17 protein-coding genes and 2 tRNA genes are annotated in these 14,981 nt (G+C 47.1%); 3 read left to right on the top strand and 16 right to left on the bottom strand.

Features of this window, described 5'->3' with window-relative positions; all coding sequences use genetic code 11:
• Positions 1 to 49: 49 nt before the first annotated feature.
• From O3682_RS09065 to mraZ, 13 genes are all read right to left on the bottom strand, one after another.
• Positions 50 to 538, bottom strand: coding sequence for a group II truncated hemoglobin (locus O3682_RS09065; RefSeq protein WP_101756028.1), 489 nt, complete (start codon positions 536 to 538; stop codon positions 50 to 52).
• Positions 539 to 653: 115 nt separating this feature from the next.
• The gene (mraY, locus tag O3682_RS09060) at positions 654 to 1,736 is read right to left on the bottom strand and encodes a phospho-N-acetylmuramoyl-pentapeptide-transferase (protein WP_371509705.1); all 1,083 of its coding nucleotides are present in this window, start codon (positions 1,734 to 1,736) and stop codon (positions 654 to 656) included.
• Positions 1,737 to 1,837: 101 nt separating this feature from the next.
• On the bottom strand, positions 1,838 to 1,987 hold the full coding sequence (locus O3682_RS09055) for a hypothetical protein (protein ID WP_049335337.1): 150 nt from the start codon (positions 1,985 to 1,987) through the stop codon (positions 1,838 to 1,840).
• A gap of 16 nt (positions 1,988 to 2,003) precedes the next feature.
• Positions 2,004 to 2,435 carry a hypothetical protein gene (locus O3682_RS09050; protein ID WP_049331932.1) on the bottom strand — a complete coding sequence of 144 codons (432 nt, stop codon included), beginning with the start codon at positions 2,433 to 2,435 and terminating at the stop codon, positions 2,004 to 2,006.
• A 2-nt stretch (positions 2,436 to 2,437) separates the two neighbouring features.
• Entirely contained in the window at positions 2,438 to 3,805 is a 1,368-nt protein-coding gene (locus tag O3682_RS09045; protein WP_371509703.1) for a UDP-N-acetylmuramoyl-tripeptide--D-alanyl-D-alanine ligase, read from the bottom strand.
• Positions 3,802 to 4,314, bottom strand: coding sequence for a hypothetical protein (locus O3682_RS09040; protein WP_371509701.1), 513 nt, complete (start codon positions 4,312 to 4,314; stop codon positions 3,802 to 3,804). The genes O3682_RS09045 and O3682_RS09040 overlap by 4 nt, the downstream gene beginning before the upstream one ends.
• Positions 4,315 to 4,335: 21 nt before the next feature.
• A complete protein-coding gene (locus tag O3682_RS09035) occupies positions 4,336 to 5,190 on the bottom strand; it encodes a peptidase (RefSeq protein WP_371509700.1) in 855 nt (284 codons plus the stop codon).
• 24 nt (positions 5,191 to 5,214) lie between these two features.
• Complete coding sequence (locus O3682_RS09030; protein ID WP_371509742.1) at positions 5,215 to 5,736, bottom strand: M23 family metallopeptidase; 522 nt, start codon at positions 5,734 to 5,736, stop codon at positions 5,215 to 5,217.
• 180 nt (positions 5,737 to 5,916) lie between these two features.
• On the bottom strand, positions 5,917 to 7,395 hold the full coding sequence (locus O3682_RS09025) for a UDP-N-acetylmuramoyl-L-alanyl-D-glutamate--2,6-diaminopimelate ligase (protein ID WP_371509698.1): 1,479 nt from the start codon (positions 7,393 to 7,395) through the stop codon (positions 5,917 to 5,919).
• A gap of 26 nt (positions 7,396 to 7,421) precedes the next feature.
• Positions 7,422 to 9,170 (bottom strand): peptidoglycan D,D-transpeptidase PBP2, encoded by a 1,749-nt coding sequence (gene penA, locus O3682_RS09020; RefSeq protein ID WP_004518895.1) that lies wholly within the window; start codon positions 9,168 to 9,170, stop codon positions 7,422 to 7,424.
• A 78-nt stretch (positions 9,171 to 9,248) separates the two neighbouring features.
• Positions 9,249 to 9,512, bottom strand: coding sequence for a cell division protein FtsL (ftsL, locus tag O3682_RS09015; protein WP_003681879.1), 264 nt, complete (start codon positions 9,510 to 9,512; stop codon positions 9,249 to 9,251).
• Positions 9,513 to 9,575: 63 nt separating this feature from the next.
• A complete protein-coding gene (gene rsmH, locus O3682_RS09010; protein ID WP_371509695.1) occupies positions 9,576 to 10,538 on the bottom strand; it encodes a 16S rRNA (cytosine(1402)-N(4))-methyltransferase RsmH in 963 nt (320 codons plus the stop codon).
• Positions 10,535 to 10,990: a division/cell wall cluster transcriptional repressor MraZ gene (gene mraZ, locus O3682_RS09005; protein WP_371509693.1), complete on the bottom strand. Its 456-nt coding sequence runs from the start codon at positions 10,988 to 10,990 to the stop codon at positions 10,535 to 10,537. The genes rsmH and mraZ overlap by 4 nt, the downstream gene beginning before the upstream one ends.
• A gap of 401 nt (positions 10,991 to 11,391) precedes the next feature.
• Here mraZ and O3682_RS09000 point away from each other — a divergent pair, with 401 nt between their 5' ends.
• The 3 genes from O3682_RS09000 to O3682_RS08990 all read left to right on the top strand — a co-directional run bounded on the left by O3682_RS09000 (position 11,392) and on the right by O3682_RS08990 (position 12,808).
• Positions 11,392 to 12,543, top strand: a complete 1,152-nt coding sequence (locus O3682_RS09000) for a class I SAM-dependent methyltransferase (RefSeq protein WP_371509691.1) — start codon at positions 11,392 to 11,394, stop codon at positions 12,541 to 12,543.
• Between the two features lie 106 nt (positions 12,544 to 12,649).
• A tRNA-Met gene (locus tag O3682_RS08995) sits at positions 12,650 to 12,726 on the top strand.
• A 6-nt stretch (positions 12,727 to 12,732) separates the two neighbouring features.
• A tRNA-Ala gene (locus tag O3682_RS08990) sits at positions 12,733 to 12,808 on the top strand.
• Positions 12,809 to 12,948: 140 nt separating this feature from the next.
• Here O3682_RS08990 and O3682_RS08985 read toward each other — a convergent pair.
• The 3 genes from O3682_RS08985 to O3682_RS08975 form a co-directional block, all read right to left on the bottom strand.
• Entirely contained in the window at positions 12,949 to 13,353 is a 405-nt protein-coding gene (locus O3682_RS08985; protein WP_371509689.1) for a ClpXP protease specificity-enhancing factor, read from the bottom strand.
• A gap of 11 nt (positions 13,354 to 13,364) precedes the next feature.
• Positions 13,365 to 13,970: a glutathione S-transferase N-terminal domain-containing protein gene (locus O3682_RS08980; protein WP_039861850.1), complete on the bottom strand. Its 606-nt coding sequence runs from the start codon at positions 13,968 to 13,970 to the stop codon at positions 13,365 to 13,367.
• A gap of 213 nt (positions 13,971 to 14,183) precedes the next feature.
• Positions 14,184 to 14,969 (bottom strand): cytochrome c1, encoded by a 786-nt coding sequence (locus tag O3682_RS08975; protein ID WP_003685846.1) that lies wholly within the window; start codon positions 14,967 to 14,969, stop codon positions 14,184 to 14,186.
• Positions 14,970 to 14,981: the final 12 nt, after the last annotated feature.

Here is a 14,981-nt window from a genome sequence, read left to right as displayed (position 1 = left end):
ACATTCTCTCTTATATTCTTTAATGTCATAGCAGCATTTTCAAACAGACTTAATCTGAAAATTCCTCAAAAAATCCGTTTACACCGTAGCTACTCAAAATCTGCTGCAATTCCGGTGTGCGCACCCATGGGTCAACCGCCATTGGCGGTATAGGCGGTTCGATACCGTCTTCGTTTTGGTTACGACACCAATCTGCCATGGCAAAAACTTGGATTAAAACCGGCTCGGCAAGTGCTTTGTCGATGTCCAGTTCACTCATGGCTTGGGCAAAGCAGGCGATCCATTCGTTGCGGACTTGTACGTTGACGGCAAAAGGCATATGGCGGGCACGCAGTTGGGGATGGCCGTATTTTTCGACAAAGAGTTGCGGGCCGCCGAGCCAGCCGCTGAAAAATTCGTAGAGCTTTTCGCGTATCAGGGTCATGTCTTCGCCGTGCATTTGGCGCAAGGCTTGGTATTGCGGCTCAAGTTCCATCAAGTCGTAGAAACGGTCGGTCAGGGTGCGGATGCCGGTTGCGCCGCCAAAAGATTGGTACATGTTTGGGGACTTTCTGTGTGGATTATTGCGGGATTTATTTTGAGATGTAGGATTCAGGCAAGCATGCTTACCTTACATAATGGCCGTCTGAAACTTTCAGACGGCCTTTGGAGATTTAGCGGATTTTAAGGGTACTCAAACCAATCAGCACCAAGACGATGGTGATAATCCAGAAACGGACGACGACTTGGGTTTCTTTCCAGCCTTTTTGTTCGTAATGGTGATGAATCGGCGCCATCAGGAAGATGCGTTTTTTGGTGCGTTTGTACCAACCGACCTGCAACATAACGGAAATGGCTTCAACAACAAACAGGCCTCCCATAATGACGAGGACAAATTCTTGGCGGATGATGACGGCAACGGTACCGAGTGCCGCACCGAGCGCGAGCGCGCCGACGTCGCCCATAAAGACTTGTGCCGGATAGGCGTTAAACCACAAAAAGCCGAGACACGCGCCACACGTGGCGGTACAGAAAATCACGACTTCGTTTGCGCCGGCAACGTAAGGCAATTGCAGATATTGGGCAAATTGGGAGTGGCCGCTGGCATAAGCAAAGATGGCAAGACCGGCTGCGACAAGTACAACGGGGAATGCGGCCAAGCCGTCCAATCCGTCAGTCAGGTTAACGGCATTGGATGTGCCGACGATGGTCAGGTAGGACAATACCAAGAAGCCGACTACACCAAGCGGCAAGGCAACTTGTTTGAAGAAGGGAACAATCAGGATATTGTTGGCAGAGTTTGTCGCAAGGTAGAACAATGCCAAACCGGCAATAATGGCAACGCTGGACTGCCACACCATTTTAAATTTGGCAGACACGCCGTTAGGGTCTTTATAAACCACTTTGCGCCAGTCGTCGTAAAAACCGAGTGCGCCGGTAGCAAGCAAGACGCCTAAGAGAATCCAGATATAAGGATTTGCCCAGTTGCCCCACAAGATTGTGGACACGGTAATGGCGGTCAAAATCAGCGAGCCGCCCATGGTTGGCGTACCGTTTTTGATCAGGTGAGTTTGAGGGCCGTCAGTACGGACGGCTTGACCTACTTTAAGTGCAGTCAGTTTTCGGATGGTCCACGGGCCAAGCAATAGGGAAAACGCCAAAGCAGTCAAAGCCGCCATAACGGCGCGGAATGTGGTGTATTGAAAAATATTCAGACCGGTTAACCAGTTGCTAAAATGTGCGAGCCATAAAAACATGGGGCTTCCTTTTTTGTTTTTGTTGTTACAGCGGGCTTATTGCCCAATTAAAAATCAATCGGTATGCCGTCTGAAATTTCAGACGGCCTTATTGAGTAAGATTATTTCTCTACCACGCAAATCGGATAGTTTCCAGGATTCTTTCCGCCTCCTAAGTCCAAACAGGTATCTTCATAGATAAATGCCTGTACTTTCATTCCGGCATAAAACGCGGCAATCAGCAAACCAGTCAATAGTAAAATCTTTTTCATATTTCAGACGGCCTTCTTAAGTTTTATTTTCTTGAGTCTGAAAATAATCCTTGGGATGTAAGCAAAACAAGCTGTAACAAATTGCAGCGCGAATAATGACATCCAACAATGGAAACCCGATTCTAGGGGAAACCAAATAACCGACCATATTGTAGACGATATACAGTATACAGCCATACAGCCACAATCTACGCGCCCAATCCTTACCTCTCCATAATCCAACAGCACTAACCAGCATCAATATCACTTGCACAAGCAAATGAAAATTTCCTAACCAAAATTCAAACCAACCCCAACGTCCTCTTGTGCTTTCGTATGCTTCGCTTATTGTCTCAAATCCTACATCTTTGATGTACTGCCACACTACAACCGGCCATAAAACTGCTGCCACTACCATCATCCCAACGATAACCTGCAACAGTATAGGCCGTTTCCTTTTCTGTTCCATTTTCAGACAACCTCTTTATCCGTCAGTGCCTCGACCACTTCTTCCATCTTCATAAAGCGTGATCCCTTGACCAATACAGTAGCGCGTTCAGGCAAATCGTGGCTCAACACTTGAATCAACGGATCTTTGTCTGCAAACCACAACCCTTCCGCACCAAACGTCTCTGCCGCTTCAACGCTGTTGTCGCCGACAAAATATGCGGCCTCGATGCCTTTATCCCGTGCATACGCACCAACTTCGGCGTGCATGGCTGCGGCTTCATCCTCACCCAATTCGCCCATGTCGCCCATCACAAAAATACGCGGCACAGGCATAGCGGCAAGCACATCAATGGCGGCCTTCATGCTGTCAGGGTTGGCATTATAAGTATCGTCAATCAAAGTCGCGCCTTTAATGCCTTGCTTGATATTCAGACGGCCTTTGATATTGCTGAAATTTTTCAGGCCGTCTGAAACTTCGGCAAGGCTCAAACCTGCCGCCAAAGCCAGAGCCGCCGCTGCTACGGCATTATGCACATTGTGTCGGCCGGGGACTGGCAACACCACGGCAACACGTTCATTGCCACGCACCAAATCAAATTCGCAGAACAACGGTTTCAACTCAATATTTTCTGCATGGACATCGCCACTGGCAGCGCCGAAAGTCTGAGCGTTCAATTGCGCAGTAGCAGCTTTAAATGTAGCGATATTGGCATCTTCGCACGGAATCAGCGCAATGCCGTCTGAAAGCAAACCTTCGTAGATTTCGCTTTTGGCTTTGGCAATATCGCCAACCCCATCAAAACCGCAACCGACATGCGCGCGCAAAGCGTTATTAACTAAAGCAACATTCGGACCGGCGATTCGGGTCAACAAAGACAATTCGCCAAAATGGTTCATACCCATTTCAATGACGGCATAGCGGTGTTTTTCGTTCAGTTTCAACAAAGTCAGCGGCAGGCCGATATGATTGTTGAAATTGCCGGCAGTCGCCAACACAGCTTCATTACCGAATCGATGACGCAATACGCCGGCCAACATCTCTTTAACCGTCGTTTTACCAGAAGAGCCGGTAATGCCAAAGACAAACGGATTCACATTTTCACGCCACGCCTTCGCCAGTTTTTGCAAAGCCGCAAGCGTATCGTCAACCTTCAACGCGCCTTTCAAAGCCGCACAATCTTCGCGCGAAACCACAACTGCCGTTGCTCCCGCTGCCAACACATCTTCAACAAAGTCATGTGCATCAAAGCGCTCACCTGCAAGCGCAAAAAATACGTCGCCGTCCTGAATATCGCGGCTGTCTGTAACGATACGCGAAACAGGTTGATTTTCAGACGGCATCGGAAGGCAGAGGGTTTGACAGATGAAATTTAGATCTAGTGGTTTCATGATTGTGTTTCTTGTCCTTGTTCTACTTGTTCTAACGGTTCCACATTTTTATCCGTATTTTGGGAAACCATTTTTAAATGACGATAATTACGTCCTGCCAGCACAATAAAAAGAATAGCGGCAAAATTTACACCGACAGTAAGCTTATGTACCGTAAGGCTAAATGATAATTGCAGTACACTTTCTATATAATACGTAAAAGAAAATGCCTCTCCTACAAAGACTATTTGCAACAAGCATGGCGTGTACACATATATCATTCTATTAAAACCTATTTCACGGAATTTAAACGCATTCCATGCTGCAGACAGCGCCAATACACCCAAAATGAAAAGTAAAATCCCAAAAAACACAGCCCATGCTATGTTGTTAATCAGTCCTTGCACACTCTGAATTGATGCCAGAATCAACCAAACCACGCCCTGCACAAAAGTCAGCCATGCCATAAATTTGCCGCTTTTGGGCAATTTTTTATATTCAGGAAATGTATTGGAAAACCAACTTTTCATACTACAAATCACTTTCTCTTATCAACTGCCAATTTTCCCGTACTGCTGGTAATCGGAAAAACACAATACAATGGTTTTACCGTTTTGGAGGTAGGGGCGGCAAAGGCTGTAATTGCCATCTTTTGCCTCATAACGTATTTCATTTGTTTGTCCGGCAAATACCCTCTGCAAGTATTCACGCTCGCTCAGATTTGGGGCATAAAGATATTGCGTTTTGCTGATTGTTTCTTTATCGCCATTCCGAGTAACGACAAAACCATTATCATTGCCTACTCCCTGAGCATTGGGTGCCTGCTCATCAATCCCACTTAACTGGGAATCAGCTGAGAAAGCCAAATAAACCTGTTTATTACCGATCGTATCCGGCACAATCACCGTAGCAGCTTTAAAGGCAGAATCTTCCTTCGACATCAGCTCAAGGATTAACGCCGCTTTTTTGATGTACGCCAAGTCAAAACGATAATCTGCCAACGCGTTGATTTGCGATGGACTATCCTTGACGATACGCTCTAGAGATTGAGTCAAAATCTGACGTTTTTTCTGAACAGTCAGATAATTTCCGCCAAATAACAGGGCTGCTAAAACGGGAAATACTGCCAACAACAAATATAAGATTTTCCGGCCACCTTTGCTTTCTTCCTCTTGTCCTCGCTCGGCAATACGGGTCAAATTCAGCATGATGTTCAGTATCAAGGCACCCGCCATCACAGCAAAAATCCCCAAAATACTCATCAGGAAAATTTCCGTAATGTATTCGCGGAATACCTTAAGCCCGAAAACATTGGATAAAATCAGAACAAATACCCAATACACCAGCAGCACGACTGCCACCATACCGACGATATTCGTTGCCTTAACCAATTTCTTTGCGTTCATACTCTCAAATCTTGTTCAGACGGCTTATCTGCTCTGATTAATCAGCGGATACGGATTAATCGCGCCACTCGGCAGATACACACCGTAATGCAGGTGGGCCGGTGTGGTTCTAGCGTTGCCGGTTTTACCGACATAGCCGATGACCTGCCCTTCTTTGACTCGCTCATACAGGCGGATACGGGCAAATTTATTCAGATGGGCATAGTAATGCCACGCACCCGGCCCTTGAATACCGATAACTTTACCACCCAATCGGTTGCGCCCAATTTTGGTCACGATACCGGGCGTCGTACTGCGTATTGGCGTATTTTTCTTAGCAAAAATATCCACACCTTCATGCCTGCGCCCCTGACTGCGCGCCGCGCCCCAAGTGTCGTCAAAACGTTTGCCTTTAACAGGATTGGGCAGGCTTTGCTCGGCAGGAGGCTGTTGTGCCCTCAACTGCTCGATTTCGGCAGTAGGACGCGGAAGTTGTTTGGTTGTACAGCCTGCAAATAAAACTACGGCTGCACTGATTAATAAGGTTTTTATCGGCATTTTCAGCATCAAATCGGTCTCCTTGTTGTCCAGACGGCCTTTCTCAAAAGTCTTCTGAAACAAACAACTGTGATGGGTTTAATGGCTGACGTGCCGTAATGCGTGTGTCGTATTGCTTTTATTGTATATGTTTAAATCTTTTTCAGACGGCCTTAAGGTTTCGGGCCGTCTGAACATTTGCGATATGGCTTAACCGCGCTCTGCCAATGCTTTTTCTGCAATTTCAAAATCGGAGAAATGGTGCTTCACGCCTTGTACATCCTGATAGTTTTCATGCCCTTTACCGGCAATTAGAATGATGTCGTTCGTAGCAGCCTGCTCAACCGCATAACGAATGGCAACGGCGCGATCAACTTCGACGCGTTCAGGATTAGGGACGGCAGGCAAAATATCGTTGATGATGTCTTGTGGATTTTCCAAGCGTGGGTTATCGCTGGTTACAACAACTTTATCCGCGCCCTGTACGGCTGCTGCGCCCATCAATGGACGTTTACCACGGTCGCGGTTGCCGCCGCAGCCGAATACGCACCATAAAGCCGCACCCTGCGGTTTGATTTCCTGCAAGGTGGAGAGTGCTTTTTCCAATGCGTCAGGTGTGTGGGCGTAATCGACGACGACTAGGGGCTTGCCGCTGTTCATAATGCAATCCATGCGGCCTGAAGCAGGACGGATTTTTGCCAATACATCCAAAACGTTATTGAGTGGATAACCGTTGGCACACAGCAAAGCAACGCAGGCGGCGAGGTTTTGCGCGTTGAATCGTCCGAGCAGACGGGTACGGCATTTTCCTTCGCCCCACGGGGTTTGGAATACGGCTTCCATGCCGTCTGAAGAAGCGGTGAAATCGGTAATGCGGATATTGGCTTGTTCGCTGAAACCATAGCCGTAAACGGCTAAATCGGGACAGTCTTTTTTCAGACGGCCTACCAGTTCTGCGCCGTATTCATCATCGACATTGATGATAGCGTGTTGCAGACCATGCCAGTAGAACAGGCGCGATTTGATGGCACCGTAGGCTTCCATGGTGCCATGATAATCAAGGTGGTCGCGAGTGAGATTGGTGAAGATTGCACTGCGAAACGGCACGCCGTTGACGCGCGATTGGTCAAGGCCGTGGCTGGAAACTTCCATCGCGGCGGCTGTTGCGCCTTGCTGGCGGAAGCGGTAGAGCAGGGTTTGAACATCAACGGGAGCTGGCGTGGTATGCGTGGTCTCTTCCAATGCGCCCCAAAAGCCGTTGCCGACTGTGCCGATAATGGTGGTTTTTTCGCCCAGAAGATCGGCAGCTTGCGCCAGCCATTGTGTGATAGAAGTTTTGCCGTTGGTACCGGTTACGCCCCAAACTTTAAGGCCGTCTGAAACATTGCCGTAAACCTGCGCCGCCAACATACCGGCGCGATGTTTCAGATCTTTAATGCCTTGATTGGGAACGTTCCATTCAGGATTCCATGTGAATTTGCCGTCATCATCCCAAAAAACAAAGGTTGCTCCGTTGGCGATGGCGGCAGGAATATAGCTACGGCCGTCTGTATATTCGCCCTGGCAGGCAACGAAAATGTCACCCTGTTTAATTTGTCGGCTGTCTGAATGCAACAAACGCCCTGCTGCGTTTTCACACAGCAGAGGCGGAAAGTTGGTTTCAGCCAAGGTGGTTAACTTGCTGAACATAAACAATATCTCTTTGATTGTTTGGATTATGACGGTACTTTGACAGTAGCGGTATTACTTAAAGGCTTAGTCGGGGAAACGCCCAAGATGTTCAAGCTTCCGCTCATGACTTCTTTGAATACGGGACCGGCAACCACGCCGCCGTAATAGCCGTTGGCAGTCGGTTCGTCGATGGTAACGGCCACAATCACGCGTGGATTTTTAGCCGGAGCAAAACCGATGAACGTACCGACGTGTTTGTTGTCTACATAGCGACCATTGACCAGTTTACGCGCCGTACCGGTTTTCGCACCTACGTCGAAACCATCCACAGCACCGGCAGTACCGGTACCGCCGGCTTCAGTAACGGAAACCATCAACTCGCGCACTTTTTTTGCAGTAGAGGCTTTGATGACGCGCTTGCCTTTAGGGGCAACCGCTTGCTTTTCAAAGCTGACCGGCAACAATTCGCCGTCATGGGTCAAGACAGTATAGGCACGCGCCAATTGCAACAGGCTCAATTGCAGGCCATAACCGAAAGACATGGTTGCCTGTTCGATTTTTTGCCATCTGCGCCAGCTTCTCAACAAACCTGCAGTCTCGCCAGGAAAGCCTGAATGCATACGCACGCCCACACCTAAATCGTGATAGAAATCGTACATTTCTTTAGGCGTAAACATGGCAGAAAGTTTACTGGTACCGACGTTGGAAGATTTTTGCATAATGCCGCGCACATCCAAAGTAGGATAAACGTGGGTATCCTGCACGGTAGCCGGACCGATTTTGTAAGGCAGGGTATTGAACGTATCGGTTGCATCCACTTTGCCTGAATCCAATGCTTTGGCAATGGTAAACGGCTTCATGGCAGAACCTGGTTCAATCATGTCGGTTACGGCGCGGTTGCGGCGTTGTTCGCTATTGGCCTGACCCGGTTGATTCGGATCGTAAGCCGGGCTGTTGACCAAAGCCAAAATCTCGCCAGTTTGTGCATCCAATACCACAACTGTACCCGCTTTGGCTTTGTGATAAGCCACAGCTTTGTTTAACTCGTCATACGCCAGCGTTTGAATACGCTGATCCAAAGACAAAATCATGTCTTGGCCGTTTTTAGGCACGCTGTTGCGTGGAGAGTCGAGGCTGTCAACGATATTGCCTTTGTTGTCGCGCAATACGACTTTCGCACCATCTTCACCACGCAGGCTGTCTTCACGGGAAAGTTCCAAGCCCTCCTGACCTTTGCCGTCGATATTGGTAAAACCGATAACATGCGCAAACAGATTGCCCATCGGGTAATGGCGTTTCAATTCTTTTTGGAATGCGATGCCTTTAATGCCCAATGCTTTGATTTCTTCTGCTTTCTCGTAGCTGAGTTGACGTTTCAGATAGATAAAGCCTTTGTCTTTTTTAGACAATTTATTTTTCAAAACTTCAACAGGCACATCGGCAATGGCCGACAGTTTTTCTAACTGCTCGTCAGTCGGCATTTCCTCCATACCGGAAGGCATGGCATACAATGATTCGGTAGGCGCACTCAACGCCAATGTAGCACCATTGCGGTCGGTAATCATACCGCGTGATGCAGGCAGCGGAAGTGTGCGCACAAAACGTTGGTCGCCCTGATTTTTCAAAAATTCATGCTGACTGGTTTGCAGATAAACCCCGCGTACCAACAGACCGGTAAATGCCAGCGCAACAGCGCCCAGCACCAAACCGATTCGCCCGTTACTTGTCAGCGGCTTTTTCGTTTTTGTTGTTCCAGACAGCATTTGAGGTTTATATTCGTTCTTAATTAACATGTTGAACTTCTCATGACTTAGCTGCTCAGTGAGCCATCAAATCCCGTAAATCTTGCACCAATGCAAGGCTCCATATTCTTATTTTTTGCGTTCCAGCATAGCCGTATTATGCGCACCCGGCGGAAGCAGATGTTGCTTTTCGGCCGCCACTTTAATCAGTTTGTGGTTTGCCAGCCTAGCCTGCTCCAATTTCAAGCGCGCGTAATCCTGTTCCAACTGAATTTCCCGTTTTTGTGCCTTATCCAACTCGATAAAATGCAAACGGGACTGGTTTTGCTTAAACACTACGGCAAAGGCTGAGACCGTCACCAAAACCAGCAATAAAATATTCAACTTACCCATCTCAAACTTTCAGACGGCCTGTCAACAGGACTATCTCTTACGACAGCGTTTAGACGCCATCCCCTACTCAATAACCGAAAATTCGCCGCTACTGCGCTCCGCCACACGCAAAACTGCACTGCGCGCACGCGGATTGGTTTCAGTCTCTGTCGAACCCGGTTTGATTGCTTTGCCCACAGCCTTCAAAGGCGGTTGAGGCAAATCCGCTTCCTTGACCACCGCCCAACGGGGCAAAGGCGCATGTTGCGAATATTTTTTAATAAACTGCTTCACAATTCTGTCTTCCAGCGAATGGAACGCAATGACAGCCAAGCGTCCACCCTCTTTCAGACGGCCTGCAACCTGCGGCAAAACTGCCTCTACCTCTTCGAGCTCGCGGTTAATAAAGATGCGAACTGCTTGGAAGGTGCGCGTAGCAGGGTCTTGTCCGCGCTCACGAGTACGGACGTTTTGCGCCACAAGCTGCGCCAGCTTGCGGGTTGTATCGATGGGACTTTCCTCCCGTTGCGCAACAATGGCGCGCGCAATCTGGCGACTAAACCGCTCTTCACCATAATTCTTAATGACCTCGTGTAAATCCTGTTCGGATGCGGTTGCAATCCATTCTGCCGCAGACATCCCACGGGTCGGATCCATCCGCATATCCAACGGCGCATCAAAGCGGAAACTGAATCCGCGGCTGCCATCGTCAATTTGCGGCGACGAAATCCCCAAATCAAAAAGCGCACCGTCAATCTTATCGATGCCCAATTCATCCAAGGCCGTCTGAAATGTTTCAAAACCATTGTGTACGACACTGACACGTTTATCTTGCGCCGCCAGCTCATTGGCTACCGCAATCGCCTCAGGGTCTTTGTCAAAAACAACCAAACGACCCTGCTCACCCAAACGTGACAAAATCAGCCGGGAATGCCCTCCCCTACCGAACGTACCGTCCACATAAATCCCGTCTTCACGGATTGCCAACGCATCCACCGCCTCATGCAACAAGACAGTAACATGCTGATAATTTTCAACTTTACTCACAATTGCAAATCCGTTTGACTCAATTGGAAAGCCAATTCGTCAGGATCGATATCCAAAGCCTGATTCATTTCCTCTTCCCAATGTTCACGGCCCCACAACTCCATACGGTTTGCACGGCCAACCAAAGTAACTTCTTTTTCAAAATCCACACGTTTGCGCAGATTGGCCGGGATCAAAACACGTCCGGCTCTGTCCCACTCCAAAATCTCCGCATTGTGCAGCAGCAAATTCTGATACCGTTGCAAAGCTTCATTGCCGGCTACTTTCAACTTCAAAATCTGCTCGGCTTTTTCTTCCCAAACGGGCTCGGGGTACATTAATAATTTTTTTCGGGAATCCAGTGTGACCACAATTGCAGGCGTATAACGGCGCAGCAAAATATCGCGGAATTTGGCAGGAATCGCCAACCGCCCTTTACTGTCCATACTCAATTCATGAGCACCGCCAAACACATCACACCCCAAATTCGATTAAAATAAAACAGAGTGGGATTAAAAATCCCACCTTCCTAAAATATTTCGTTTTCACTTCCACGGAACACTTTTTAGGAAAAAGTAACCACTTTCACCCACTATGCCCCACTAACCGACACTATAAGAAATTTTGGCAATCAGGTCAAATCGGTTTCTTATCTGAAATAAAACACTAAACTATTTAAATTCAACACCTTATATATATAATGATGCATGACATATGAGTTTATTAAGTGTCTCGTTTAGCAGTAAATACTATATATAGTATTATTTATAGTATAAAAATACTATATATAGTATTTTTATACTCAATTACCACCCCTCTCATAAGGGGCTATAATATACAAACAAATTCAAATTTTTTACATTATCTAACAGTCATGAAGCCTCAACTCCCCCTCCCCTCCCCTGATGCACAAGCCTCTTCAGCACACCTGACGAAGCTCATAAAAAACGAAATTGGACAACATCAAAACTGGATACCCTTCTCCCGTTTTATGGAGCTTTCCCTTTACACACCTCAATATGGCTATTACAGTGGAGGTAGCCATAAAATCGGCACAGACGGCGACTTCATTACTGCCCCCACCCTCTCCCCCCTATTCGGACAAACCCTTGCCAAACAACTTGACGAATTACTGCCACAAACAGCAGGCAATATCTACGAATTTGGTGCAGGCACAGGTCATCTCGCTGCCACACTCTTGCAAAACCTTTCAGACGGCCTGAATCATTACTATATTATCGAACTATCAGCAGAGCTTGCAGAGAGACAACGCCAATATATTCTTGAACATACTTCCCCCGAAGCAGCCGCCAAAGTCATCCACCTCACCACATTGCCCGAACACTTTGACGGCATCATCATCGGCAACGAAGTATTGGATGCCATGCCGGTGGAACGTTTGATTTATCAAGACGAAGGATTTCAACAAATCGGCGTCAGCTTAGAAAATGACGGGCTAATCGAAGCCATCAGACCATTGGCCCAAGCCGAACTTATACAAACAGCCGTCTTGTACTTCCCCCTCCTCCCTTCATACACAAGCGAGCTGCATCCGGCACAATATGCCTTTATCCAAACCCTGGCCGCAAAATTGCAGCGCGGCGGCATGATATTTATCGATTACGGCTTCGATGCCGCTCAGTATTACCATCCGCAACGCAAGGAAGGCACATTTATCGGCCACTATCGCCACCACACTATCCATGATCCATTTTTCAATATCGGTCTGACCGATTTGACTGCACACGTCAATTTCACTGATATTGCACGCGCCGGTACGGAATCAGGTTTAGACTTAATCGGCTACCTGCCCCAATCTTATTTCCTGCTCAATCTCGGCATCACCGATCTACTGGCACAAATCGGCAGCCCGGATTCGGTTGAATATATCCAAGCCGCTGCCGCAGTACAGAAACTGATACATCAGCACGAAATGGGCGAACTTTTTAAAGTGATCGCTTTTGGCAAAGACATCGATATCGATTGGATAGGCTTTAGCCACGGCGATATTTGCCATAAGCTATAGCCTGACAACCTACTTTTTATTTTTTAAAAACAATAAGAAATAAAAAAAATCAAAATTAGCGCTTGCCAAATATTCAAAAAAAACTATAATAGCGACTTCACGAAACGGCGAATTAGCTCAGTCGGTTAGAGCAGAGGAATCATAATCCTTGTGTCCGGGGTTCGAGTCCCTGATTCGCCACCAAATTTCGGGGGTATAGCTCAGTTGGTAGAGCGCTTGCATGGCATGCAAGAGGTCAGCGGTTCGATCCCGCTTACCTCCACCACTAAACAAAAAAGCTCTTGTTAAATGCAAGAGCTTTTTTGTTTGGCTTGATTAATAACTGATTGCTCATTCATTAAGCCATTTCAATACCCAATCAATAAAGGCCGTCTGAAACATTTCAGACGGCCTTTTATCTTTTAATTACTTCACAAGCTTCAATACTTTTTTCGGTTTCTCTTCCGCAGATTCAGCTTTTTTATCTTCAGCCGCCACAGCTTCAACAGAAGCAGGCTGATATGGTTCTACCTCAAAACCCATACCCTCTCCACTTTCGCGGCCAAATATACTGACAATATGACCGACCGGAATCCAAATCTCGTGCGCTACGCCGGAAAAACGTGCAGAAAAATTGACCCATTCGTTGTCGATATTCAAGTTATGACTGGCGGTAGGACCGATATTTAAAACAATTTCATTATCACGCACATACTGCATCGGCACACGGGTATGTTCATTTACCCAAGCCACGATGTGCGGTGTTTGGTTATTATCCAAACACCATTCATACAAAGCACGCAATAAATACGGTTTGGTTGAAGTTGCCATAGATCCGTCCCTTAACGACGCATGGCTTTTTCAGCCGGCGTTAATGCTTCAATAAAGGCTTCACGTTGGAAAATACGCTCGGCGTACTTCAGCAAAGGCGCAGCAGATTTACCCAGTTTGATATCGTAATAGTCCAAACGCCACAACAATGGAGACAAGGCAACATCAATCATAGAGAAGTCGTCGCCCAAGATGTATTTGTTTTTAGTAAAAGACGGTGCCAGCAGGGTCAATCCATTGCCAATGGCTTCACGCGCTTTAGCTTGTTCTTTATTGGTAGATTCAGGGTTTTCCAACACTTGTACCAAGCTGAACAGTTCTTTTTCCATACGGTACAGCACCAAACGGCCGCGACCGCGCATAACAGGATCACCCGGCATCAATTGAGGATGAGGGAAACGCTCGTCAATGTATTCGTTGATGATGTTTGATTCGTGCAAAATCAGATCACGCTCAACCAAGACCGGTACTTGGTTATACGGATTCATCAAAGCCAAGTCTTCAGGCTTATTGAACACGTCCACATCTTTTATTTCAAAATCCATGCCTTTTTCGTACAGCACAAAACGACAACGTTGGCTGAATGGACAAGTAATACCTGAATACAATGTCATCATAATCTTTTACTCCTGATAAATCTTTTCAGACGGCCTTAAGCCTTATAAAATTCAGACAGAATTATACATAGTTTCAAACACTTAATCCAGAAATTTCAACTACCACATTGTTTATATTGATTAATTTTAAAATTTACATTACTTCTGCATAAACCAATTTCACAAACAAAAAAGGCAAACCTGAAACAGGTTTGCCTTTTTGATTCAAAAGAATTAATGAACATCTTTCCAGAATTCTTTTTTCAGGAAGTAAGCCAATGGCAGCATTACCGCAAACAGGAATGCCAGAACCATGTAGCCGATGCGGTGGCGTTGCAACTGAGCAGGCTCACCCATGTACACCAAGTAGTTCACCAAGTCGCGTACATAAGTATCGTACTCTTTTTGGATCACTTTACCGTTAGGCAGGCGACGGCTTTGCAGACCGGTAGATTCCCAATACAGCTTAGGAGTCAGGTTGCCATGCTCGTCTTTAATCATAACGGGCTGACCTTTGGCATCCAACTCAACGGCTTGAACACCTTGTTGCTCCCACAATGGGTGGGGCATACTCGCACCGGCCAAAACAGTATTGTTCCAACCGGTCGGACGAGTTGGGTCTTTATAGAAGCCGCGCATATAGGCATACAGGTAGTCTGCACCCTTAGAACGGGCAATCAGGGTCAAATCCGGCGGAGGCGCACCCAACCATTTGGAGGCATCTTTCGGATCCATTGCCGCTACCATGACGTCACCAACGTTGTCTGTTGTGAACATCAGGTTTTTCTTGATTTCATCTTCAGTCAAACCAATATCTTTCAGACGGTTGAAGCGCATACCGCTTGCAGAGTGGCAAGACAAACAGTAGTTTGTAAAGATTTGCGCACCGTGCTGCAGACTGACTTGGTCACGCAGGTCGATATCGACTTTTTCGTAGTGTCCGCCGCCGCTGGCGACGGCTGCACTCATAGGCACTGCCAGCAATAAGGCAGCAAACCAGTTTTTCAGAGTTTGTTTCATTTTCGCTGCCCT

Source organism: Neisseria sp. 27098_8_112, assembly GCF_041433235.1.
Taxonomy (GTDB): Bacteria; Pseudomonadota; Gammaproteobacteria; order Burkholderiales; family Neisseriaceae; genus Neisseria.
The sequence above is the reverse complement of the archived record's forward strand: the minus strand, read 5'-3'. Positions and strand labels throughout refer to the sequence as shown.

Coding starts and splice junctions, on each gene's coding strand:
- O3682_RS08975 (WP_003685846.1), bottom strand. CDS start 14,969: ATGAAACAAACTCTGAAAAACTGGTTTGCTGCCTTATTGCTGGCAGTG.
- O3682_RS09065 (WP_101756028.1), bottom strand. CDS start 538: ATGTACCAATCTTTTGGCGGCGCAACCGGCATCCGCACCCTGACCGAC.
- O3682_RS09055 (WP_049335337.1), bottom strand. CDS start 1,987: ATGAAAAAGATTTTACTATTGACTGGTTTGCTGATTGCCGCGTTTTAT.
- O3682_RS09025 (WP_371509698.1), bottom strand. CDS start 7,395: ATGTTCAGCAAGTTAACCACCTTGGCTGAAACCAACTTTCCGCCTCTG.
- O3682_RS09035 (WP_371509700.1), bottom strand. CDS start 5,190: ATGAACGCAAAGAAATTGGTTAAGGCAACGAATATCGTCGGTATGGTG.
- O3682_RS09050 (WP_049331932.1), bottom strand. CDS start 2,435: ATGGAACAGAAAAGGAAACGGCCTATACTGTTGCAGGTTATCGTTGGG.
- O3682_RS08985 (WP_371509689.1), bottom strand. CDS start 13,353: ATGGCAACTTCAACCAAACCGTATTTATTGCGTGCTTTGTATGAATGG.
- O3682_RS08980 (WP_039861850.1), bottom strand. CDS start 13,970: ATGATGACATTGTATTCAGGTATTACTTGTCCATTCAGCCAACGTTGT.
- penA (WP_004518895.1), bottom strand. CDS start 9,170: ATGTTAATTAAGAACGAATATAAACCTCAAATGCTGTCTGGAACAACA.
- O3682_RS09040 (WP_371509701.1), bottom strand. CDS start 4,314: ATGAAAAGTTGGTTTTCCAATACATTTCCTGAATATAAAAAATTGCCC.
- mraY (WP_371509705.1), bottom strand. CDS start 1,736: ATGTTTTTATGGCTCGCACATTTTAGCAACTGGTTAACCGGTCTGAAT.
- O3682_RS09030 (WP_371509742.1), bottom strand. CDS start 5,736: ATGCTGAAAATGCCGATAAAAACCTTATTAATCAGTGCAGCCGTAGTT.
- O3682_RS09045 (WP_371509703.1), bottom strand. CDS start 3,805: ATGAAACCACTAGATCTAAATTTCATCTGTCAAACCCTCTGCCTTCCG.
- O3682_RS09000 (WP_371509691.1), top strand. CDS start 11,392: ATGAAGCCTCAACTCCCCCTCCCCTCCCCTGATGCACAAGCCTCTTCA.
- ftsL (WP_003681879.1), bottom strand. CDS start 9,512: ATGGGTAAGTTGAATATTTTATTGCTGGTTTTGGTGACGGTCTCAGCC.